This is a genomic window from Dyadobacter ginsengisoli DSM 21015 (genome assembly GCF_059568735.1).
In genome coordinates this window covers 589,334-609,640 of record NZ_JCANTY010000004.1, presented here as the reverse complement: position 1 = coordinate 609,640, position 20,307 = coordinate 589,334, and the positions used below count along the sequence as shown (strand labels likewise).

Annotated in this window: 21 protein-coding genes; 8 read left to right on the top strand and 13 right to left on the bottom strand. The window is 48.5% G+C overall.

Annotated features, from left to right (window positions below):
• Nucleotides 1-109: 109 nt before the first annotated feature.
• Genes BP71_RS17630 through BP71_RS17620 form a run of 3 tightly spaced genes read right to left on the bottom strand, consistent with a single transcriptional unit; the run spans nt 110 to nt 2,120 of the window.
• On the bottom strand, nt 110-466 hold the full coding sequence (locus BP71_RS17630) for a cupin domain-containing protein (protein WP_496381520.1): 357 nt from the start codon (nt 464-466) through the stop codon (nt 110-112).
• A gap of 8 nt (nt 467-474) precedes the next feature.
• On the bottom strand, nt 475-1,305 hold the full coding sequence (kduI, locus tag BP71_RS17625) for a 5-dehydro-4-deoxy-D-glucuronate isomerase (RefSeq protein WP_496381518.1): 831 nt from the start codon (nt 1,303-1,305) through the stop codon (nt 475-477).
• Between the two features lie 44 nt (nt 1,306-1,349).
• A complete protein-coding gene (locus BP71_RS17620) occupies nt 1,350-2,120 on the bottom strand; it encodes an SDR family NAD(P)-dependent oxidoreductase (protein WP_496381516.1) in 771 nt (256 codons plus the stop codon).
• Between the two features lie 263 nt (nt 2,121-2,383).
• Between BP71_RS17620 and BP71_RS17615 the strand changes: the two genes are divergently transcribed.
• Both BP71_RS17615 and BP71_RS17610 read left to right on the top strand, forming a co-directional pair.
• The gene (locus BP71_RS17615; RefSeq protein WP_496381514.1) at nt 2,384-3,418 is read left to right on the top strand and encodes a LacI family DNA-binding transcriptional regulator; all 1,035 of its coding nucleotides are present in this window, start codon (nt 2,384-2,386) and stop codon (nt 3,416-3,418) included.
• Between the two features lie 19 nt (nt 3,419-3,437).
• Complete coding sequence (locus BP71_RS17610) at nt 3,438-3,929, top strand: NUDIX hydrolase (protein ID WP_496381512.1); 492 nt, start codon at nt 3,438-3,440, stop codon at nt 3,927-3,929.
• Here BP71_RS17610 and BP71_RS17605 read toward each other — a convergent pair.
• The gene (locus BP71_RS17605) at nt 3,916-6,060 is read right to left on the bottom strand and encodes a glycoside hydrolase family 31 protein (protein WP_496381510.1); all 2,145 of its coding nucleotides are present in this window, start codon (nt 6,058-6,060) and stop codon (nt 3,916-3,918) included. The two genes, BP71_RS17610 and BP71_RS17605, sit on opposite strands and share 14 nt — an antisense overlap.
• Nucleotides 6,061-6,201: 141 nt before the next feature.
• Here BP71_RS17605 and BP71_RS17600 point away from each other — a divergent pair, with 141 nt between their 5' ends.
• The 4 genes from BP71_RS17600 to BP71_RS17585 all read left to right on the top strand — a co-directional run bounded on the left by BP71_RS17600 (nt 6,202) and on the right by BP71_RS17585 (nt 9,062).
• Nucleotides 6,202-6,813 carry a peroxiredoxin family protein gene (locus tag BP71_RS17600; RefSeq protein WP_496381508.1) on the top strand — a complete coding sequence of 204 codons (612 nt, stop codon included), beginning with the start codon at nt 6,202-6,204 and terminating at the stop codon, nt 6,811-6,813.
• Nucleotides 6,814-6,921: 108 nt separating this feature from the next.
• Entirely contained in the window at nt 6,922-8,082 is a 1,161-nt protein-coding gene (locus BP71_RS17595) for a methionine aminotransferase (RefSeq protein ID WP_496381506.1), read from the top strand.
• Between the two features lie 78 nt (nt 8,083-8,160).
• Nucleotides 8,161-8,595 carry a hypothetical protein gene (locus BP71_RS17590; RefSeq protein ID WP_496381504.1) on the top strand — a complete coding sequence of 145 codons (435 nt, stop codon included), beginning with the start codon at nt 8,161-8,163 and terminating at the stop codon, nt 8,593-8,595.
• Nucleotides 8,592-9,062 (top strand): RES family NAD+ phosphorylase, encoded by a 471-nt coding sequence (locus tag BP71_RS17585; RefSeq protein ID WP_496381502.1) that lies wholly within the window; start codon nt 8,592-8,594, stop codon nt 9,060-9,062. The genes BP71_RS17590 and BP71_RS17585 overlap by 4 nt, the downstream gene beginning before the upstream one ends.
• A gap of 4 nt (nt 9,063-9,066) precedes the next feature.
• On the opposite strand, the gene BP71_RS17580 is transcribed toward BP71_RS17585, so the two are convergent.
• Complete coding sequence (locus BP71_RS17580) at nt 9,067-10,302, bottom strand: ABC transporter permease (protein ID WP_496381500.1); 1,236 nt, start codon at nt 10,300-10,302, stop codon at nt 9,067-9,069.
• 137 nt (nt 10,303-10,439) lie between these two features.
• Between BP71_RS17580 and nadE the strand changes: the two genes are divergently transcribed.
• Nucleotides 10,440-12,500 (top strand): NAD(+) synthase, encoded by a 2,061-nt coding sequence (gene nadE / locus BP71_RS17575; protein ID WP_496381498.1) that lies wholly within the window; start codon nt 10,440-10,442, stop codon nt 12,498-12,500.
• A 13-nt stretch (nt 12,501-12,513) separates the two neighbouring features.
• Here the strand turns inward: nadE and BP71_RS17570 are convergent, their stop codons facing one another.
• The 3 genes from BP71_RS17570 to BP71_RS17560 are packed head-to-tail and all read right to left on the bottom strand — an operon-like array spanning nt 12,514 to nt 16,003.
• Nucleotides 12,514-14,337 (bottom strand): STN and carboxypeptidase regulatory-like domain-containing protein, encoded by a 1,824-nt coding sequence (locus BP71_RS17570; protein ID WP_496381496.1) that lies wholly within the window; start codon nt 14,335-14,337, stop codon nt 12,514-12,516.
• 20 nt (nt 14,338-14,357) lie between these two features.
• Complete coding sequence (locus tag BP71_RS17565) at nt 14,358-15,380, bottom strand: FecR domain-containing protein (protein ID WP_496381494.1); 1,023 nt, start codon at nt 15,378-15,380, stop codon at nt 14,358-14,360.
• 2 nt (nt 15,381-15,382) lie between these two features.
• Nucleotides 15,383-16,003, bottom strand: a complete 621-nt coding sequence (locus tag BP71_RS17560) for an RNA polymerase sigma-70 factor (RefSeq protein ID WP_496381492.1) — start codon at nt 16,001-16,003, stop codon at nt 15,383-15,385.
• A 178-nt stretch (nt 16,004-16,181) separates the two neighbouring features.
• On the opposite strand from BP71_RS17560, the gene BP71_RS17555 reads away from it, so the two are divergent.
• Nucleotides 16,182-16,901 (top strand): head GIN domain-containing protein, encoded by a 720-nt coding sequence (locus BP71_RS17555; RefSeq protein WP_496381490.1) that lies wholly within the window; start codon nt 16,182-16,184, stop codon nt 16,899-16,901.
• A gap of 5 nt (nt 16,902-16,906) precedes the next feature.
• Here the strand turns inward: BP71_RS17555 and BP71_RS17550 are convergent, their stop codons facing one another.
• From BP71_RS17550 to BP71_RS17530, 5 genes are all read right to left on the bottom strand, one after another.
• Entirely contained in the window at nt 16,907-17,602 is a 696-nt protein-coding gene (locus tag BP71_RS17550) for a M15 family metallopeptidase (RefSeq protein ID WP_496381488.1), read from the bottom strand.
• A 64-nt stretch (nt 17,603-17,666) separates the two neighbouring features.
• Nucleotides 17,667-18,701 carry a toast rack family protein gene (locus BP71_RS17545; protein ID WP_496381486.1) on the bottom strand — a complete coding sequence of 345 codons (1,035 nt, stop codon included), beginning with the start codon at nt 18,699-18,701 and terminating at the stop codon, nt 17,667-17,669.
• Nucleotides 18,702-18,705: 4 nt separating this feature from the next.
• Entirely contained in the window at nt 18,706-18,891 is a 186-nt protein-coding gene (locus tag BP71_RS17540; RefSeq protein ID WP_496381484.1) for a LiaI-LiaF-like domain-containing protein, read from the bottom strand.
• A gap of 31 nt (nt 18,892-18,922) precedes the next feature.
• Nucleotides 18,923-19,543, bottom strand: coding sequence for a PspC domain-containing protein (locus BP71_RS17535; protein ID WP_496381482.1), 621 nt, complete (start codon nt 19,541-19,543; stop codon nt 18,923-18,925).
• Between the two features lie 138 nt (nt 19,544-19,681).
• The gene (locus BP71_RS17530) at nt 19,682-20,305 is read right to left on the bottom strand and encodes a hypothetical protein (protein ID WP_496381480.1); all 624 of its coding nucleotides are present in this window, start codon (nt 20,303-20,305) and stop codon (nt 19,682-19,684) included.
• Nucleotides 20,306-20,307: the final 2 nt, after the last annotated feature.

Genomic DNA, 20,307 nt, shown 5'->3' with positions numbered 1-20,307 from the left:
TCGCCGGGAAAGTGGCAGATCCTGTGCGCAGGATGGTTTTGACCAAAAACAACCTATGACGGATAATGTGCAGACAAACCGAAGTAGATACATCTTCATAGGGACGGGATCAGGATAGCCTGGGTTGCACAAAATCTTCGCGCATGGGATTAAAAATATCGATCAGCACCCCTTCGGAGAGGCATAATGCGCCGTGGACGACATGTGGCGGGATATGATATACATCGCCTTTCCGAAGCACCTGCTGATTAGCACCGATCGTAATTTCAAACTCACCGCTCTCGACATAGCTCATTTGCGTGTGATAATGGCTATGCAAAACCCCGATACCGCCTTTTTCAAATGCGACTTTCACCATCATCAGGTTATCGTCATAGGCCATGATCTTGCGTCTTAATCCTCCGCCGAGGTCTTCCCAAGCGATTTCGCTGTCGGTGACGAATGCTTTTGTTTCTGAATCTTTCATGACAGATGTTATTTGAGATCTGCTATGCGTACAGGATCCATATCCGTGTAGTCCTTGTTTTCTCCCGCCATTCCCCAAATGAATGCATAGTTGGCAGTCCCGCATCCCGAATGGATCGACCAGGGTGGTGAAATGACCGCCTGGCGGTTGGCGACCCAGAGGTGACGGGTTTCCGTCGGTTCGCCCATCAGGTGCAGCACCCGCTGGTTGTCGGACACGTCGAAGTAGCAGTAGGCCTCCATGCGGCGATCGTGCACATGCGAGGGCATGGTATTCCAGACACTTCCTGGTTGCAGCACGGTGAGACCCATTACCAGCTGGCAGCTTTGTATGCCATCGAGGTGAATGTATTTGTAGATGGTGCGGTGATTGGATGTTTCCATACTCCCAACCGTGGTCGGCGCGGCATCTTCTTTCGTAAACAGCCGGGTAGGGCATGCCTGGTGTGCAGGGGAAGAGAGCAAATAGAATGCGGCAGGGTTTGCGGCATCGGTACTGGCGAAAAGAACTTCGCGGGTGCCTTTGCCTAGGTACAAGCAACCCAGCTTACTGATCGCAAAGTGCTCACCGTCAGCGATGACTTCTCCGTCACCACCTATGTTGATGATGCCAATTTCACGTCTTTCGAGAAAAAAGGTGGCTTTCAGACTGTCAAATACCGGCAACGCAATCGGAGTGGTCAGTGGTATGGCACCGCCTATGATCACACGGTCGTAATGACTGTATACGAAATTGATTTCGCCATCTTTAAAAATATTATCTACCAAAAAATTCTCCCGTAACGTTTGCGTATCCATTTGGGAGACTTCTTTACGGCTGCTTTCAAATCTGATCTGCATGAGTGATGACAACTGATAATGGGTATACTAAATGAAATATCTTTTTAACGGCCCATCCACCCTCCGTCGACGGTCAGGATGGTGCCATGCATGTAGTCGGATGCTTTCGATGCCAGAAAAAGAGCAGGTCCTTTGAAATCTTCGGGCAATCCCCATCTCCCCGCCGGAATACGGTCGAGAATGGATTTGCTCCTGACGGGATCATTCCTGAGTGCTTCGGTATTATCCGTATTGATGTAACCCGGCGCAATCGCATTGACATTTACACCTTTTCCGGCCCATTCGTTGGCCAACGCTTTCACAAGCCCGCCGATGGCACTTTTAGAGGCCGTATATCCGGGGACATTGATACCGCCCTGGAAAGTCAGCAGGGATGCTGTGAAAATGATTTTACCAGCGCCGCGTGCGATCATGTCCCTTCCAACCTCCCTAGACAGGATGTATGGTGCATCGAGGTTGATATTCAAAACTTTGTCCCAGTATTCATCCGGATGTTCGGCGGCGGGTTCACGCAGGATAATGCCTGCATTGTTGATCAGGATATCGATCACCGGATGGTTGGCTTTGATATCGCGGATCAGCGTATAAAGATTTTCGCGGATTCCCAGATCGGCCTGGTAGGCTGTGAATCCGCGGCCGGTATTTTGAATAGACTGATGAATGCTGCTATCTTCCGGCATGGGTGAAGAAGCGACACCAATAATATCGGCACCTGCTTCCGCAAGCGCTTCTGCCATTGCCTTTCCTATTCCGCGATTGCATCCGGTAATCAACGCAGTTTTCCCGGTAAGGTCAAATAAACTAACGGTATTCATTAATGGATTCTGATTTGTCTTTTTCGGGGTATCCGATATATTTAGCGTCGGGTTGTATAGGTCCCAACCGAACGATGTTAGACGTAATAATCAGAAATATCAAATACTGAATTGTCTTTTTTTGTGCAATCGTTATCGGGAACGTTGTCAGTTAACTCGGGCGTTGATGGATTTGTGAAAGAAACCTTCGTTTTGATTTCGAGTTCCGGAGTTAATTTGATATTTTAAAACAAATAATAAATTGGAATAAACAAATATTTCCATTGGAAGCAATCACAATCAAGGATATTGCCAAAGCACTCAATCTTTCTACCTCCACCGTATCCCGCGCGCTGAGAAACAGTTACGAGATTAATCCGGAGACCAAGAAGCTGGTAATGGAGTATGCCGAGCGGATGAATTACCGGCCCAATCCCATTGCATTGAGTCTGAAAGACAGCAAAAGCAAGTCCATCGGGGTGATTATTCCGGAGATTGCCAATCATTTTTTCTCCCAGCTCATCAATGGCATTGAGTCCATTGCGTATAATCTCGGTTATCATGTCGTGATCTTCCAGAGTCATGATTCCTATGAACGGGAAGTTGCGAATACCAATTATCTTGTTTCGAGGAAAGTCGACGGCCTGCTGGTTTCGCTTGCGAGCCTGACTACGAATCTGGTCCATTTTCAGGATCTGATGGGGAAGGGGTTGCCGATTGTTTTCCTGGACCGTGTTCCCAACGATATCGAAACACATAAGGTGGTTGCGGATAATTTTACGGGAAGCTATGAAGCGACCGAGCACCTGATCCTTTCGGGTCGGAAGCGGATCGCGCATTTAACCAGCCCGATTTATCTTTCCATTACGACCGAACGTCTTGCAGGTTATAAAAAAGCCCTGGAAGATTACGGAATCCCGTTTGACGAGTCTTATGTCAAGTACTGTTTGTACGGAGGAAAAATAGAAGCTGAAAATGAGGCTGCGATCGAGGAAATGCTTGCGCTACCGGAGCCGCCGGATGCCATTTTTACGGCCAGTGACCGGCTGACGACCGGATGTATGTCGGTGTTCCAGCGAAAGGGTATCAGAGTACCCGAGGAAATTGCGATCGTCGGCTTTACCAATATCAGCGTCGCAAACCTTTTGAATCCTCCCTTGACGACCGTCATGCAGCCCGCTATGGAAATGGGGCAGCAGGCCGTCGAGTTGTTGATCAGGCTGATCGAACACCCACAAAAGGATGAGAAGTTCGAAACCCGCTCGCTGAAAACAGCATTGACGATACGGGCCTCGTCTGTTGGAAAAACCGTAGTTTAGCCGAAAAAACTGCAAACGGATGATCAGCCTTCCTATTAATGGTGCTTTGTTCAATTACAGGGTAGCCGGCGTGGCTATTGCGAATGGCAAGGTGCTACTGCATAAGACTCCTTCGGATAACTACTGGACGCTTCCCGGCGGTCGGGCCGAACTTTTTGAGTTTTCCGGCGACACATTGCGGCGTGAAATGCACGAAGAAACCGGAATGGAAGTGGAAGTCGGTAAAATGCTGTGGGTTTCCGAGAATTTCTTCCACTACAATGGCAGCAGATATCACGAAATCGGATTTTATTTCCTGATGGAGATTAGGGACGTGGCAGACCAGGACGATTTTTTTGGTGTGGAGGGAGATGACGAATTGCTTTTCAAATGGCATGACGTGGACGACCTTGGGTCGATCAGCGTTTATCCCGAGTTTCTTGCGGATGAGTTGGCTAAAAAGCCGCTCAGTCCCGGAAATTTTACGTCAGACTTCCGGGACCTCGATAGCATCAGTGCTATTCCGTCATGAATCGCCACGTAACGTTGCCTACTGTGTTGGGCTTACCGGCTTCTGCCTGAGAAATACTGCCTTTGAGCTTGCCATCAGCCTGGCGTTCTACCCGGATGTTGCGCCAGGAAAAGATGCCTTTTTCATAGGCAAATGATTCACCGTCATCATCATACAACTTGTAATCTCCGATTTTCTGTCCGTAATGCCGGACTTCGAGATCGGTTTTCTCGCCAGTCTTCGGTGCGTGGAGCATGGTGGGCATCATTGGAATAATGCCGCCATCCTTTACAAAAACCGGTATGCGATCTATACCGGGCGTAATCGTAATTACTTCACCGTCGCCCGCCAGCTTTCCGGTGTAGAAATCGTACCATTTCCCTTTCGGCAGGATCACCTTGCGGGAAGTCTGACCGGTGAACAGCGGCGCTACGAGTAAAAACGCTCCTGCCATGTACTGGTCTTTCACTTCTCTGGTAACCGCCTCTTCATAGGGGTTCTCTTGCAGGTTGTGCTCTGTTTTCTCCTTTTTGATGTCCATTCCAAATCCTTCTTCCAGGTTCATTCCGCGGAAAGGAGGGGTGCCATTGTAGTGGTATTTGGCAAACTCGGAGTACCAGTACGGCATCATCTGCATCCTGAGCTGTGCCAGGGCTTTGATTTGTGGCGCTACTTCAGGAAAGGTCCAGGGTTGCATGCTGCTCGCCCATGCATTGATCATCGCCATGGGTGAGAAGCAAACGGTTTGAAAACGCCTCAGCCATTCCTCCGCCGTTTTCGAAGCACGCACTTCGGGCGTCCACAGCACGCCGGCATAACCGCTGTTGATCAAGGCAGTAATGAAATCTTCGTGACTGTAATTGTCATTGTAGATTACGTAAGGGAACGACGAACCTCCTGCGTTGGACGCACGCACGAGCCCGTATGTACGGGAATTGTTTTTACGAAAAACTTCGAAGCTGTGCTTCTGGACGAGCAGCCCGTAAGTCTGTCTGATTTGTTCGGAAGAATGTCCGGAGGGAAATGTTGCGACATCGGGCCAGAGGTAGGAATCAAAGCCGTCTACCTCGTCGATCTTATATCCGCTCACCCCGATTTTTACATGCTCTTTGTCAAACTGGTCGAACAGGATCTTTTGGGCCTGTGGCATGGATAGGTCTGGTACAAGGCCGTTCCAGACCGTATGCGTGCCCGTGTAAGGGGATATGGCTTTGTAAATGGATGCATCGGGCGACACGTAAGGATTGGTCCATAGGTTCACTTTTACACCCATTTGACCCATTCCTTTGATAAATCCAGCCGGATCGGGGAATCGGGAGCGGTCCCATTCGAATGTACAGGGATATGATTTGGTTTGCCAGCCCGGTTCGAGGCCGATGAAATCGAGAGGGTAGCCCTTTTCTTCGAAAGCTTTTGCCTCCTGCATTACCTGATCGGCGGTGTAAAGCCGGTGTACGCGTTGCGTAAAGCCGAGGCCCCAGCGCGGCGGCAGGCAACCGCCCCCGTTCAGCAGGTTGAATCGCTCGATGGCATTCAACGGTTTAGGGCCGGCGAAGACGTAAATCTCAATGCCTTCTGACGGAATGAGCATTTCCACTGCATCGGAGTAGGGATGTGCTTCCCAGTTTTTGTCGGTATTCCTGTCCATGGTCCTGGGCGGATTCTTACTATCCTTTCTGACTCCCGAACCCGCATATACATCGATATACTTGGCTGAGTTGACAAAAACACCATAACCGAGGGACGATACATAGAACGGAACGGGAGCGTGTGTTCTCCCATTATCGGACTTACCGTAATGATCGGCATGGAGTTGCATGATACGACCACGCTGATGGATAGTCTGGAAATTCAGACCAAACCCGTAGAGTTGTTCATTCCTTTCGAGTGGTAAACGCAGATACGTTTTACCTCCATTGAGCTGGAAGGAGATATTGGCCTTATCGAGTGGAAAAGCGGCCTTCTCAAGGGCATTTAGTGCAGGAGAAGGAGTGACGTCCGCTGCCTTGAGCAGATCGTAGCTGTCGGGTTTACCGGCGACACCTTTCCAGATGCCCGGATATATTTCCTTCCATTGAATACTTTGAGCGAGAAGCGCTGATTGCGTAAAAAATAAGATGATAAAGATGGTGAACCGGGTAACGGATTTCATAAGAGATCAAGGTTAGGATCAGCATTATAAGTGTATGACTGATTTTTATACTAATTCACTTACTTAAAAAATAAGTCTATTAAATTTGTAGGATATATAGATTAATAATAAATTTGGGTCAAATCAGAAACTCCCCTGGCAATGATGTACTACGAAATTGAAGACGAGGTAGGTAATGTGTCGACTCTCCGGATCAGAAAAAAAGAAGCAGCGGAACAAATAGTGCCGCCGGGAAGCGGTGAAATGGCCCCGCTTTTCTATCTCAGAAATGAAGATGGCCTTCCCGTCACATCACTAAGTGGCCTATCGGAAGTCCATGAAACAAAATCTGTTTTAGACCTTGTGCGTTTCAAACCTTTGGTTTTGAGTTTCTACTGCAATTGCTGGGGAAGTTATGCACCGCGGCATTTGGAGGCCGTCAAATCGCTGGCCCCGCAGGTTGAAGCTTTTGGCGGTCAGCTGCTGATCCTCACCAATGAGACGCAAAAGGAGATCTTGCGTCTTACCAGGCAACTTGGGCCTGATGTACCCATATACCATGACAAAAATTACAATGTAGCCAGGTCATATGGCGTGTTTTCGGAAACATCGCCGATCTGGGACCGTATCGCGGGCATTTCCGAGGAAGTGTTTACGCCGTCGTTGTTTGTGCTGAGAAAAGACAGGCGGATCGGATATTCTTTTGTTGACGAAAACTTTGACAATACGCCTGATATCAAATCTGTGTTAAAGGCGGTTTATCAGGGCCGGTAATGCAAATCTAGCTGTAAGAATTGCCGATACCGCATGAGCTTGCCAGTCATCTGTTATATTTGGCTGGGCGATGGCTGATGCGGTATTTGTATTGAAAAATCAATGGATATGTTATTGAAAAAGGGGCTGAGGTCCAAACTTCCGAATGTAGGCACTACTATTTTTACCAGGATGTCGGCGCTGGCTGAAGAATACCGTGCTTTCAACCTCGCTCAGGGATTCCCGGAGTTTGATTGCGCGCCGGATTTGCAGCGATTGGTGGATAAGTATATAAGGTCTGGCAAAAATCAATACGCGCCCATGCCGGGCGTATTACCATTGCGAGAGGCCATTTCGCGCAAGACATTTGCGGCATCGGGAAGGGAATACCATCCGGTTACGGAAATTACCATTACCAGTGGCGCTACCGAAGCATTGTTTGTGGCGATCAGCGCCGTGGTGTATCCTGGCGATGAGGTGATTGTATTCGAACCTGCTTACGACAGCTATGTGCCTGCCATTGAACTGAGCGGCGGGATTCCCGTTTTTGTAACGCTCGACCCCCAGTATGAAACCATCGACTGGGACATTGTACGGAGCCGGATCACAGAGAAGACAAGCGCTATCATCATCAATACACCTCATAATCCCACAGGTAAAGTGTGGAAAGCGGGTGATTTGCAGCAACTGGCGGCTTTGGCAGAGCAGCACGATTTGATTGTCATTAGCGACGAAGTTTATGAACACATCGTTTTCGATGGCCGGGAGCACATTTCCATCGCATCGGTTCCTGCATTGGCCGAGCGGACCTTTCTCTGTGGCTCGTTTGGTAAAACATTTCATACCACGGGCTGGAAACTGGGCTATTGCCTGGCTCCCGCCGAACTGACGGCCGAATTCCGTAAGATCCACCAGTTTCTGGTGTTCAGCGTTGTGACGCCGTTCCAGTTTGCCGTGGCAGAATACCTGGAAGAGCCGGCGCATTATCTGGAGCTGTCGGCATTTTATGAGCGCAAGCGAAACCTGTTTATAGACTCGATCAGGGACATCGGTTTTTTGATGAAGCCTTCGGAAGGAAGCTTTTTTCAGAATGTGTCCTACGCGAATTTGTCCGATGAAAATGACCTGGCTTTGGCGGAGCGGCTGACGAGAGAAGCGGGCGTGGCATCGATCCCGGTTTCGGCATTTTACGCACACGAGACGGATTACAAAACATTGCGTTTTTGTTTTGCTAAGAACGATGAGACACTTTTTAGAGCCGCTGAATTACTGAACAAAGCCATTTGGTAAGAGGCAACCAGAGCCTAGTAAAGTGCTTAAACTATTGCTGAAAAAAGTCGTATCTTGACAAGACAAAGTTCGGTAAGTATGAAAAAGATCTTATATCAGATACCGGAAGAAACCATTCCTTTACGTATCGCTGCAGAGCCGGAAGTTTTGTATATGGCAAGGAAGAAAATCGGAGAATTTCCCGTTTCAAGGTTTCAAAGCCTTATCGAGAAACTGCCATTTACACAGCTTGAATGGGCTGATATTCTCCATATCAGCGACAGAACCCTGCATAGATATCTGAAAGATGGAAAGCACTTCGAGGGATTGTATGCCGAGCATCTTTATCAGCTCGAAAATATGGCCGATCTTGGTCTGCTTGTATTTGGTAATTCCAAATCGCTGGAGGCATGGTTGCGGACATCCCGGGAGGTTTTGGGAGAGGTGCAGGATTTTTCGACTTTGAGGTCGTTCTGGGGAGTAAAGCTGATCTGTAATGAGCTCGGGCGTATGGAACATGGTGTTTATATATGACCGCCTACCGCATCGCAGCCAGGGCGTATATAGGTGATTTGACAGGTTCGGGCGCAAAGTTGTTTGGCGGACGGTGGAATTCAGTGGGATTGCCGTGTATTTATGCCAGTACGCATCTTTCGCTCGCTTTGCTTGAAAAATTTGTTCATGCCGAGTACCGGGAGAATATGGAGCGACTGGCTTTGTTACGGATCCGGGTTCCGGATGATGCCAAGCTGCTATTCCACACAGACGAAAATCTGCTTAAAAAGAACTGGACAGATGACATTACTTACACTCAGTGGATTGGCGAACAGATATTGAGTGACCCTTCCATTATTGCTTTTACAGTTCCTTCTGCAATTGTCCCAACTGAACGGAACATCATATTAAACCCGCTTGCGGGCGATTTCGGTAAAGTAGAATTTCTTCCTCCGGTTGATTTTACAACGGATCTGAGACTGCTGACCAGACTGATTACCCGGTAACCGGCTATTTCTTGAAGAGCAAAGCCTTAATGGGTTGAATGCGGGTAATGATCAGGGTGGGGATTAAGAGAATCAGTGCAGTGATGATCACCGTTATTACATTGACCAACGCAAAAATTCCCCAGTCAAATACAATGGGAACAGTGTCCATGTAATAATTGACCGGATCGAGGGGAATGAGTTTGAACTGATACTGCAGCCAGCAAAGAAACAGGCCGGCGACATTGCCGATCAGGAGGCCTTTCCTCACCATATCCAGACCCACGCGGAAAAAGATCATTCTGATTTGGCGGTTAGGGCTTCCTAATGTTTTTAACAGGCCGATCAGCGGCGTTCTTTCCATGATCATCACCAGCAGGATCGAAATCATATTGAAGCAGGCTACAAAAAGGATCAGCGTGAGGAAAACAGCTGTATTGCGGTCCAGCAGGATGAGCCAGTCGAAAATTTGCGGAAAAAGGCTGGTCACCTTTTGAAGATACAAACCGGGTGGCAATACACGGCGTAACTCGTGCGTAACCATGTCGAGGTCCCGGAAATCTTTAAGATAGATTTCATAAGTACCGACCGAATCGGCACCCCAGCCATTGAGCCGTTGTACGAGACCGATGTCTCCGATAATGAGGTTGTTGTCAAACTCCTCCATTTCCGTTTCGTAAATTCCATTGATAATGAGTTTACGAGGTCGCGGCGGATTTTGCAGCGAGTACATGATCACTTCATCACCGGTCTTGAGCCGTAACTGGGACGCGATCTTTTTGCTGATCAGGATCTGTGAAGAATACCCGTAACGGATGGAAGAGGAATCATTGCGCTCGATAAGCTTACCGTCCACAAGGTTGCTTCTGAAAGTTTCCCAATCATAATCCTTTCCAACGCCTTTCAAGATAACGCCTTTAATTTCGTCGGGTGTTTTAAGAATACCCGATTTGTGGGCCACCGCTTGCCAGCGTTTCACTTCAGGAATGCCTGGGAGCACCTCTGTAACCGGGTTTTTGGAAGGCAAAGGGCCTTCCTCATAGGTGTTGCCCTGGGAAAACGCATTGACATTGATATGCGCGCCAAAAAGGAATATTTTTTGCTGGATAGTTTGCTTGAAACCCAGCAGAACAGCGAAAGCGATAATCCCCACCGCAATACCAATCGCGATACTGGCCACACCGATCCGTGAAACCGTTGCAGAAAATGATCCTGCTTCGTTATGGCGAATCCGTTTGGCGATGAATGAGGGAAATTGCAAGAGGAATCTGTTCTTTAAATTAGTTGTTGACAAAAATAGGAAAAAACATAAGCGCTTCGAAAAAGGCTTTTTTTTATTAAGTTGCCTGTCTTGATTTAGAACGAAGATAGAGCGCGTCAGAAAAACATATCCGATCCATGCCATTGATCAAAGTTGCTTCCGGAGTCGTAAACCAGACACCCATGGCCTGGGAGGCCAATACCAGAAATATTATCGATGCAATCGCAGAGGCCAGAAAGCAGCAGGTTAGCCTGCTGTGTTTGCCCGAACTGTGTATTTCAGGATATGGTTGCGACGATTACTTCTTTGCTCCGGATATGGTGGAGCAGTCGCAGCGTTGCCTGTTGGAAATAGCCGACGAAACAGCGGGAATGATTGTGGCTGTGGGTTTGCCAATGAGGCATAACGGTAGCTTGTACAATACAGCCTGTCTGATCGCCAACAAGCAGATCGTCGGTTTTTACTGCAAACAAAATCTGGCGAACAACGGTATTCATTATGAGGCGCGTTGGTTTAAACCCTGGCAACCGGGTGTGGTGGAGAGTATTGAAGTGAATCAGATGTTTTATCCGATCGGAGACCTGATCTTTGATGTTGCCCCCGGGCCGGTCCTGGGAGGTTCTCACGGAGTAAAAATAGCCTTTGAAATTTGTGAAGACGGGTGGGTAGCCAACCGTCCGGCCAGACGACATTATGAACGGGGCGTAGACATCATTCTCAATCCAAGCGCAAGCCATTTCGCATTCAATAAATTTATGGTGCGGGAAAAGCTGGTAGTAGACGCCTCCAGGTCATTTTCTTGCAGTTATATCTATACCAATTTGCTGGGTAACGAGGCGGGGAGGGCCATTTATGATGGTGATGCTATGATTGCCTCCAATGGTGACTTGTTGGCGTCGAGCCCCAGATTCAGCTATGAAGACTACGTGATTACGACAGCGGTAATTGATACGGAATACACGCGGTTGAGCCAGGTGCAAAGTAAAATTGCAGTCCCGGCCAAGGAGAGGACCTGGCGTATTTCGGCGCGGTTTGATTTCCCAGAAATAGAGCCTGTCTTAACGCAGGTGCCGGATATTGAACCCTTTGAAAAAGGAGGCGCATTGAAAGAAGAGGAGTTTGCGCGTGCAGAATGCCTTGCATTGTTTGATTACCTTCGAAAAAGCAGGTCAAATGGCTACACGATATCATTATCCGGCGGTGCCGACTCCTGTGCATGTACCGCGCTGTGCGGGCTGATGATCCGGCTGGCTGACGAAAGCATCGGTATGGATCGTTTCAAACAGAAGCTTTCATACATCAGGGATATTCAATCGGCCAAAACGGAGGAAGAACTAGCCAAAGTGCTGATCCATAATATTTATCAGGGAACGGAGAACAGTTCTGTCGACACACTCGAATCCGCACAATCGCTGGCGGAATCAATCGGCTCTACATTTTACAATGTGAACATCAACGGATTGGTCGAAACCTATAAGGATTTGATAGAAGGGCAGATAGGAAGAAAGCTCACATGGGAGAAAGATGATATCGCATTGCAAAATATCCAGGCGCGGGTACGCGCTCCGGGCGTGTGGTTACTGACCAATATAGCTAACCATCTGTTGCTGGCGACTTCTAACCGTTCGGAAGCGGCAGTGGGGTATGCCACGATGGACGGCGACACGTCGGGAAGTATCAGTCCCTTGGCAGGCATCGACAAATATTATCTGCGGCAATGGCTCCGCTGGCTTGAAACGGTAGGCTGTGAAGTGAAGGGAAGACATATCCGGATAGAAGGTTTGAAAAAGGTGAATAGCCTGCAACCGACAGCTGAGTTGCGGCCATTGGCACAAACGCAAACGGATGAGGCTGATTTAATGCCTTATGAGTTTCTCAACGACCTGGAAGGACTGGCGATCAGGGACAAAAAGTCGCCGGTGGAATCATACCGGCGTTTGTATGTGCGGTACAAAGATACTTACAGTGCGGAGCAACTGTTGGGGTGGACTGAACGGTTTTTCAAGCTATGGAGCCGGAACCAATGGAAACGTGAACGCTATGCACCTTCATTTCACCTGGACGACCGTAACCTTGACCCTCGCTCGTGGTGCCGCTTCCCGATTCTGTCGGGCGGATTCGAAAAAGAATTGATGGAACTCAGGTCTTACGTGAATGGTGCAGCCGTGCAGAGCGGGAGGAAACGCATCGGATTTTAAGTGGCAGATCGGCTCAGATCTTATTGCAAAACCTGATTCCTGCCTGGAACCCGACCCAACCATAGATCTTGGTTGTATTGTCGGGCTTTCTTCCGATCCAGATGGGAGAGAACCCTTTGTTTTCAGCTGCATTGATAACACCTGAGTCTTTGGAGGTAAACATGTTTACCGATGGACCCACGAAAAGAGCAAATCGGGAGCCGAATTTCTTTTCCATACCCAATGCAAATTTGAACAAACCCTGTCCCAAAGCTTCGGCGGATTCGTGATCGGGAATGACAAAGCTTCCCGTGAGGTCGGCATTGGCCATCCAACCTCTGCCCAGATTCTGAGCGGTTCCTAAACCGTAACCGATGGTAATGAGTGGCTTGTCAGCAGCCAGCCCGTTGAACCCCAGGTTGAAAATATTATAGAACCGGCTGACGCCCGTCTTAAATGCGGTATTGAAATAATTGAATTCATCTGTAGAAAACTCGTAACGCCGGTAACCGTTACTATGCACCCAGCTGAACAAGCCGAAAGGGATTTTAGCAGTGGAGTCAGCATAATTCACAAAGCCGATCTGATGCCCTTCTTTTACAGTGTGCGCATAGTTGTACCCGGCCGACAGCTGGTAGCCCCGAAGTGTGCCGACCACCACATTGCCAACACCCGCCACCTGAAAACCCGTAAGATCTCGACCGATATAGTTAATAAAGTTGGTTCCCTGGAATCCGTTCACATTACCCAGTGTCATGTTCAGTACATTCGCGTACTGAAAGCCTGCTACGTTGTTCCCGACGACGTTTGCAACGCCGCCGAGCTGGAAACCCGTTACGTTCCCTCTCACTACGTTTATTAAGCTACCCACTTCCAGTTTGGCGACACCGAGCGAATACCCGGCGATCAGGTTGATGGAATAGTCATTTATGATATTCCCGCTCAGCCCATGATTGGTTCCTAAAAAAGGAAGTATGGAAGCCTGAAAAGGACTGTACAGCGTGTCCTGGATGTTTCGCGTGTGAATGGCCTGCTTGGCCGAAGCAAATGCAGAAACGAATTTATTCTGAACGTTTCGATAGGTTCTCCGCAGCTTTGGGTAATCAGGCATACCCGCGAGGCGCTGACTGGTGGTGCTATCGGTAATGATGCTATCCTGTGGGGCAGTTTCTTTGGCGGCGACCTGGAATTGTGGAATGGCTACTTTGTGATGCAATGAATCCACTTGCACCGAACTCCTTGAAGCCATTTTACCGGAAATGGGTTTCAGTGTATCCGGATTGAGTGAAATCTGAAAATACGTATCCTTCCGTATGGGAATGGGGATGGATTTGCCGATATAATCTTCCTTTCTTACTTCCAGACGGAGTGAAGGCCGTGCTGCCGGCAGCCGAATTTTGTAATAGCCGTATTGATTACTGACGGCCGAAGCCAGTGTTACGGATTCGTAAATACTCGCATTGGCAAGCCTTTTACCTGTTTTGTTATCAATAATGTAACCGTTAAGGTCAAAATTTTCAGGTTTTTGAGGCTGTTCAGTTGTCGTGTTTTTTTGAAGGATGATGTACTTGCGCCTTTCCTTGAATGTGACCTTGTCTTTAAAAATGGTTGTAAGTATTTCTCTGACACTGAGATTGCTTGCCTGAATCGATACCCTTGTTTTGGCATCGATCTGATCGGGGCTGTATGAGAAGCTGAAATTGCCCAGGTCACCGATCTTCTGGAGCGTTTCGTCCAGCGGTAGATTCGTTACCTTGATCGTAATGCGTCTTTCCAGTAATTCCTGCGCCTCTGTATGGCCCGCAAGCAGACAAAGGCATATACACCAAAAAGCAGACCTGTAGTGTTTCAGTTTCAAAGCAGGATATCTTGTAGTTACTATTGACAGCCTTTTCCGTCCAGCCAGTACACTTTACCATCTTTGCGAAGACTGAGATCGAGTGTTTCCGCGATGACCGACAGCGTCGCATCCACAGGTTCTTTTTCGAAACGGATGGTCAGTCTGCATTGCGCTATTTTGTCACTGGAGAGGCGAACATCCACATGGTACCCGTCGCGAATCGAATTGACAACATCTTCCAGATCCGCAGCATTGAAGTCGTACACCTGTGTGCGATAGCTCATGATGTTTAGGTTGGCTTGCAGGCTTCTGATTGAGTCGGGAAGTACTTCTGCACTTTGTCCTTTAACGAGATCCACGCGGTGGGAATCTTTGCTTACGCGTACCTTCCCGGTCGCGACATCCACCCGTACAGGAGCCTCCTTGTAAGCTTTTACATTGAAAGAAGTTCCCAGAACCCGGATTTCGGTGCCATTGGCCTGAATCACAAACGGGTGGGAGGCATCGGGTTTTACATCAAAAAATGCTTCTCCGTGCAGGGAAACTGTCCGGAGATCGCCACTAAAATGCTCGGGATAAGTCAGCGTTGAATTATAGTTGAGAAACACTTTGGTTCCGTCCGGCAGGATTTGCTCTGTGGTATTGTTTGTGGTCGCGATGTTCAGTGACCCGGGTGTTTTCTCGGAAATCAGGAAAAACCATCCGAATGCCATCACCAGGACGGCAATCATTGCCGCTGCCCAAACCGTTACCGGTAAGCGGCGTTTGCGGACCCCAGGCCGGAAGTCGATGGTCCTGGCCTCCGGTTTCGCGGCTGGGGCCGGACGCTCACCCATTTTAGCCTTCATTTTGTTCCACGCCGCGTCCGTGTCTATGGTCATGCGCGTTTTCGGCATGGATGCTGTGTGATCCCAGATCACCCGGTAAGTGGCCAGTTCGCGGGCATTGTCTTCCGATTCGGCCAGCCATGCTTCTACTTCATTTCGTTCGGATTCCGAGGCGGTGTCTGCCAGGTAACGTGCTAACAGTTCCTCCGATATGTTTGCATGAGATGAGTTCATGGTTACGATCTGATTAACTGTTCAACAATGGTACAACAAAGCCACAGCGTAACAGGCAGATAGTCTGCCAGTTCTGTCCGTAGTATTTTCAGCGCCTTCCCGATCTGGTTTTCAACCGTTTTGATGGATATACCCAACTGATCTGCTATTTCCTGATATTTCAACTCCTCAAAGCGGCTTAATCTGAATGCTTTCTGGCATTGTTCGGGTAATGTACTTACTGCCCGTTCAATGCGCTCTTCCAATTCACTAGCATGGATCACCTCCGTCACCGAATCGTAAGACTGGCTTGTGAAGTTCAGTGTATAGTCTTTGTGCGCCTCCCGCACGGTGGAATGTTTGAAACGATTGAGACAATGGTTGTGTACGGCCCTGTACAAATAGGATTTCAATGAGAGCGTGATTTCAAGGTCTTCCCGCTTTTCCCAGATAGTCAGGAAGACGGTCTGAACGACTTCTTCCGATTCTTCTTCGTCTTTGAGCATCGTGCAGGCGTAATTGCACAGCCGTGGATAGTAGGTACGGAAGGTCCGCTCAAAGGCCTGTTCATCGCCCCGCCGTATTGCGCTGACTATTTCTGGGTCGGAAGAGTACACCGTTATCTGTTTTTGATTTTCGGTCAAAAATAGATAATCTCTTTCGATTAGCGGTTCCTGATATAGAAGAGCGGTCGTTGACACGTTTGAATTTCCTTTTGAACATGACAACTACCGGCTGCATTACCCCTATGAATAAAAAATATTTTTTATTCATAGGGGGGACTAAGGGGAGAGTTGTCATAGTCCCAAAAATCTTTTAGCCATGAAACAATTCTTCCTTAAACTATCCCTAACACTCAGTATTGTCGCGATTTCTCAGTCCTGTGTTTGCATTAACAAAGATGAAGACATCCCGCCAAGAGGTGAAACGACCCGTACATTCGATTTTCGCAACTTTGACGAGCTCGAAATGGGGAATGCATTTTATGTACATGTAACGCCAGGCCCTTCTTTTGAGGTTTCCGCGACCGGTGAGCGGAATGACCTTGACGATCTGAATATTTTTGTACAAGACGGAAAACTGACTGCTCGTTATAATAATTCATGGAAGAGCCGTCGTAGAATGGATATCGATATTACAATGCCGGATCTCGCTTCGGTAGATTTTTCAGGAGCCGTCAACGCGACGATCGGTAATTTCGAAAATTTACCCAGCATTGAGATTGACCTTTCGGGTGCATCTAAATGCAATTTCGATGGTTCGGGCACCACATTGAAATTTGATATCAATGGAGCGTCCGAGCTTAGTGTGTATGGTAAAATGAAATTTCTGGACGGTGAAGCTTCGGGCGCATCACAACTGAATGCGTTTGATTTGTCAGCCGAAGAATCCGATCTGGATATTTCGGGAGCCAGTCATGCGAACGTGTGGGTTACACGCCTGCTGGATGTGAAGGCGAGTGGTGCGAGCAGTGTACGTTATCGTGGCAACCCCAAGGTCGAAAAGGAGGTTTCTGGTGGGAGTAGTGTCCGCGCTGACTAGTTTTCTTAGGGGATCATTCCATATTTAGCCCGGGCCTGCGCTTTCGACATGCCATCGAAATGCCACCATTCCGTGGTATTGACCTTGAATCCCACCTGGGTCATCACTTTTCGTAAAAGCTGACGGTTTTCGATCTGTTTGACCGTCAGCTTTCCTTTCTTTAGCATTTCCTGTTCCGAACGCGGATATGCCAAAGGCCCAAAAAAGTCGAATTGGGTGCCCATATCCAGGGAGGTGCCTTTTTCGTCCGTAATAGTGAGATCCACTGCACATCCGAAATTGTGATTGGAACCGATTTTGGGATCGGCCACGTACTGGGTCTTACTACGTGGAGGGATTTTGAGGCCATCCAGTGCATTCCAAAGATCATATTGTGCCGAGTTAGGACGAGCAGCGTCGTAAACGAGCAGCTTATAACCAGGTTTCAATCGCCTCAGGAGCGCATTCGCGCTGGCAAGCCTTTTGGCCATTTCCGGTTGCAGGTAGGCGCGGGTAAGGTCGCCGTACACATCTCTGCCTATGAAATTGTCGGTAGTTGAATATTTGAGTTCTACCAAAATTTCGGGATCCAACTTTTGTATATCGACAAGTCCTTTATCAACCATTTTCTGTTCGATGGCCGGAAGCGGCCGGGAGGACTGGGCGCTGCTTTGAAACGCCGGTAGTGCGGCCAGCAGCAGGTTTAGTGTGGTTTTGAACATAAAAAAGAATATCTCTGCAATGGTTGCAAAGATATTCTTTTTTGAACGGATAGAATCGGTTGCCCTAGTATCGTTTGATATTGATGCTGGTGAGACCGCCTTCGTAGCGTATAATCACTTTTTTTGCGGCGGTGCTGAAATTTGCCGAGCGGTACAGCCCGTCGCCCACCTTGTCGAGATCTTGCATACTCTTGGCATTCAGCGCACCATCCATGTGCATTTCACAGCCAACGGACGTTGGTATTTCGAGGGTTACCGATGCTACGCCAGCTTCGATATCCACGTTAGTAGTCGGCATTTTATCGCCGAGCCGGATATCCATGTCAGCGACACCGGTGCTTACTTTCAGTTTTTCAACTTTATAGTTACTAAAATCAAAATCTCCCTTGCCGGCACCGATACCGAGATCGATGTTCCAGACGGGCCTTTCATTCAAATGAATGTTCGCCTGATTCGAAATCTCACCGTTTTTGATTTTGACATTGCCTTCCTCCATTTTTAAAGTAACCGTCGCCGAATTGTCCAGCTTGTTCACCGAAGTATTCGACCGGAAACCGACCATCGTACTTTTAGTATCCGCTTCGAAAAGCTTGGCTGTATTGCCATTCAGAGAGAATGAGCCGGCGCCGCCTTCGAGGTTGAAATTGGCTTTCTGGATAAAATCCGCCATTTCATAATTGTATGAGCCGTTGATCGGCCGGTTGCCACGACGATCGTTCTCGTAGTCGTCGTCCCGGTCATCGTCCTGGTCGTTTTGATCACCATCGTCATGATCTTCGTGATGATAGCCGTATTCGTGGTCATCATCATTGTCGTCCCATCCGAAATGCCAGTTGTCGCCATGATTGTCAAATGCCTCGTGCGTTTTATTAACGACACCGCCAAGGACAGCCAGTGTGATGAGCAATGCGACTACGCCGCCAGAGCCTCGCTGGTTGCCTGTTGCCAGCAATAAGGCCCCTGCAAGTATCAGGAGCACAGGCCAGTAGGGGAGTATCGCATCCCAGTCGATATTCAGTAAATTCATACTCCTGAGCAGCCAGATCATCCCAAGAATGATCAGTAAACCACCCCAAACGATACCACGCGAGTTTTTCATGATCTTAGATGTTTGATCGGTTAGCACTGTCGGAATTCAGGAAGTTGCGCAACAGCAGCAACCCACCGGTTACTATCAGGATAATCGGCCAGAAGAAGCGCCCGAAATCGAAGGCAGTCAGTTCTTCCACCAGGAACAGCGAACCGATGACGATGAGGATTACACCCCAGAAAATGTTTTTGAAATTCATGGCTATATGGTTTTTGGTAAATCCGGGAAGGTTAGTTGACTTTGATAACATCGTCATCACCATGGTCGGGTTTTTTCAATTCAGGGTCTTCCGGGAAATGCGTCCCTGTTGAAGAAGCAGGAGAGAAAGGCGTGTACGGCTCCGGGTCGGGACCAGGAGCCACCGGTTCCGCGGGCGGAGGCGTTGTCGGGTACACGGTCGAATTGTTTTCTTGCTGCTTGTCGCGCTGGCGAAGGATCAGAAAAGCTCCGATGGCAATCAGAGCGATGGGCCAGAAGTATTTTTTAAACTGGTACCAAACCGGGAAATCATCGATCAGCATCAAGGCACCAAAGAAAATCAGCACGCCACCGAGGATCATCATCGTTTGATCGGCTCTTTTTTTATCGAGCGGCTCGGATGACCTGGAGGGTTCCGCGCTGAATGTAGTGTGTGCGGTGTACACGTCCCCTGCCGAACCAATCGGCAGCACTGCCCAGAGGATAATGTACAACAATCCCGTCATCCCAAAGCCGGGAGGCAGTATCGGCAGCGCCATAACGACAAAGATCACGCGTACGATTACCACGTCAATTTGCAGATAATGAGCGATTCCCGCGCAAACTCCTCCAAAAACTGCCTGGTCAGGTATACGATGCAATTTCTTTTCCATGATTAGTTTAGTGTTTATTTGTAATCAAAGGTAGTAGGTAATGCAAGATACTGTAAACCGGAAAATTATTATCGGCGGAAGGGCGTGTTAAACGGATATTTTTGAGGAGAATGTATTTAAAATGGATGAAAAAAGGGGCTATTGCTCTTCCAATGCTTCCAGAATGTCCATCATCGAGCCAAAATCCTTGTAGCCAGGCCGGATTTCTTCGCTTCCGCGCAATGCGATGCCTACATGCGGGAATAGTTCGGTCAGGGCGGTGACGGTATACTCGTTATCGAGGCCAAACCCGATCAGGATGGGATATTCCGGATCTATTTTGCTCAAAACCTGCATCCAGGCCTCAGATAGTTCGGCATTTTCATCACTTTCCAGCAGGAAGTGAGTGACTTCTCCCTCGTAGCGGCTTAGAATCGGAATGATCTCTTCGGCGTCGTAGAGGTCCACGCTAACCCGCAGCAGCAATGGCAGGTTCAATTCTCCACGCAGGTAATTCAGCATTCCCGGGTCATTGACCTGTATAGCGTGCACAGGATACTCCGCGAGCGCACGCAGGATTGCATCCGGATCCGTCTTCCCCGTCTCGGCTACCAGTGTGACACCAGCCAGCCATGAGCAGATATCTTCAAATTTTTTAGGAGATATGTAATGAGGCGAATCTTCGTCAATGGAAAAACCGAGCATTTCGACACCCATTCCGGCGCAGTAACGCGCATCGGAAAGGTTGGTAACGTTGCTGATTTTTACGGTTTTAGTAAGCATTG

What these genes read in the sequence shown, in the direction of transcription:
- BP71_RS17630 (WP_496381520.1), bottom strand. Translation starts at nt 466, where the DNA reads ATGAAAGATTCAGAAACAAAAGCATTCGTCACCGACAGCGAAATCGCT.
- kduI (WP_496381518.1), bottom strand. Translation starts at nt 1,305, where the DNA reads ATGCAGATCAGATTTGAAAGCAGCCGTAAAGAAGTCTCCCAAATGGAT.
- BP71_RS17620 (WP_496381516.1), bottom strand. Translation starts at nt 2,120, where the DNA reads ATGAATACCGTTAGTTTATTTGACCTTACCGGGAAAACTGCGTTGATT.
- BP71_RS17610 (WP_496381512.1), top strand. Translation starts at nt 3,438, where the DNA reads ATGATCAGCCTTCCTATTAATGGTGCTTTGTTCAATTACAGGGTAGCC.
- BP71_RS17605 (WP_496381510.1), bottom strand. Translation starts at nt 6,060, where the DNA reads ATGAAATCCGTTACCCGGTTCACCATCTTTATCATCTTATTTTTTACG.
- BP71_RS17600 (WP_496381508.1), top strand. Translation starts at nt 6,202, where the DNA reads ATGATGTACTACGAAATTGAAGACGAGGTAGGTAATGTGTCGACTCTC.
- BP71_RS17595 (WP_496381506.1), top strand. Translation starts at nt 6,922, where the DNA reads ATGTTATTGAAAAAGGGGCTGAGGTCCAAACTTCCGAATGTAGGCACT.
- BP71_RS17590 (WP_496381504.1), top strand. Translation starts at nt 8,161, where the DNA reads ATGAAAAAGATCTTATATCAGATACCGGAAGAAACCATTCCTTTACGT.
- BP71_RS17585 (WP_496381502.1), top strand. Translation starts at nt 8,592, where the DNA reads ATGACCGCCTACCGCATCGCAGCCAGGGCGTATATAGGTGATTTGACA.
- nadE (WP_496381498.1), top strand. Translation starts at nt 10,440, where the DNA reads ATGCCATTGATCAAAGTTGCTTCCGGAGTCGTAAACCAGACACCCATG.
- BP71_RS17565 (WP_496381494.1), bottom strand. Translation starts at nt 15,380, where the DNA reads ATGAACTCATCTCATGCAAACATATCGGAGGAACTGTTAGCACGTTAC.
- BP71_RS17555 (WP_496381490.1), top strand. Translation starts at nt 16,182, where the DNA reads ATGAAACAATTCTTCCTTAAACTATCCCTAACACTCAGTATTGTCGCG.
- BP71_RS17550 (WP_496381488.1), bottom strand. Translation starts at nt 17,602, where the DNA reads ATGTTCAAAACCACACTAAACCTGCTGCTGGCCGCACTACCGGCGTTT.
- BP71_RS17545 (WP_496381486.1), bottom strand. Translation starts at nt 18,701, where the DNA reads ATGAAAAACTCGCGTGGTATCGTTTGGGGTGGTTTACTGATCATTCTT.
- BP71_RS17540 (WP_496381484.1), bottom strand. Translation starts at nt 18,891, where the DNA reads ATGAATTTCAAAAACATTTTCTGGGGTGTAATCCTCATCGTCATCGGT.
- BP71_RS17535 (WP_496381482.1), bottom strand. Translation starts at nt 19,543, where the DNA reads ATGGAAAAGAAATTGCATCGTATACCTGACCAGGCAGTTTTTGGAGGA.
- BP71_RS17530 (WP_496381480.1), bottom strand. Translation starts at nt 20,305, where the DNA reads ATGCTTACTAAAACCGTAAAAATCAGCAACGTTACCAACCTTTCCGAT.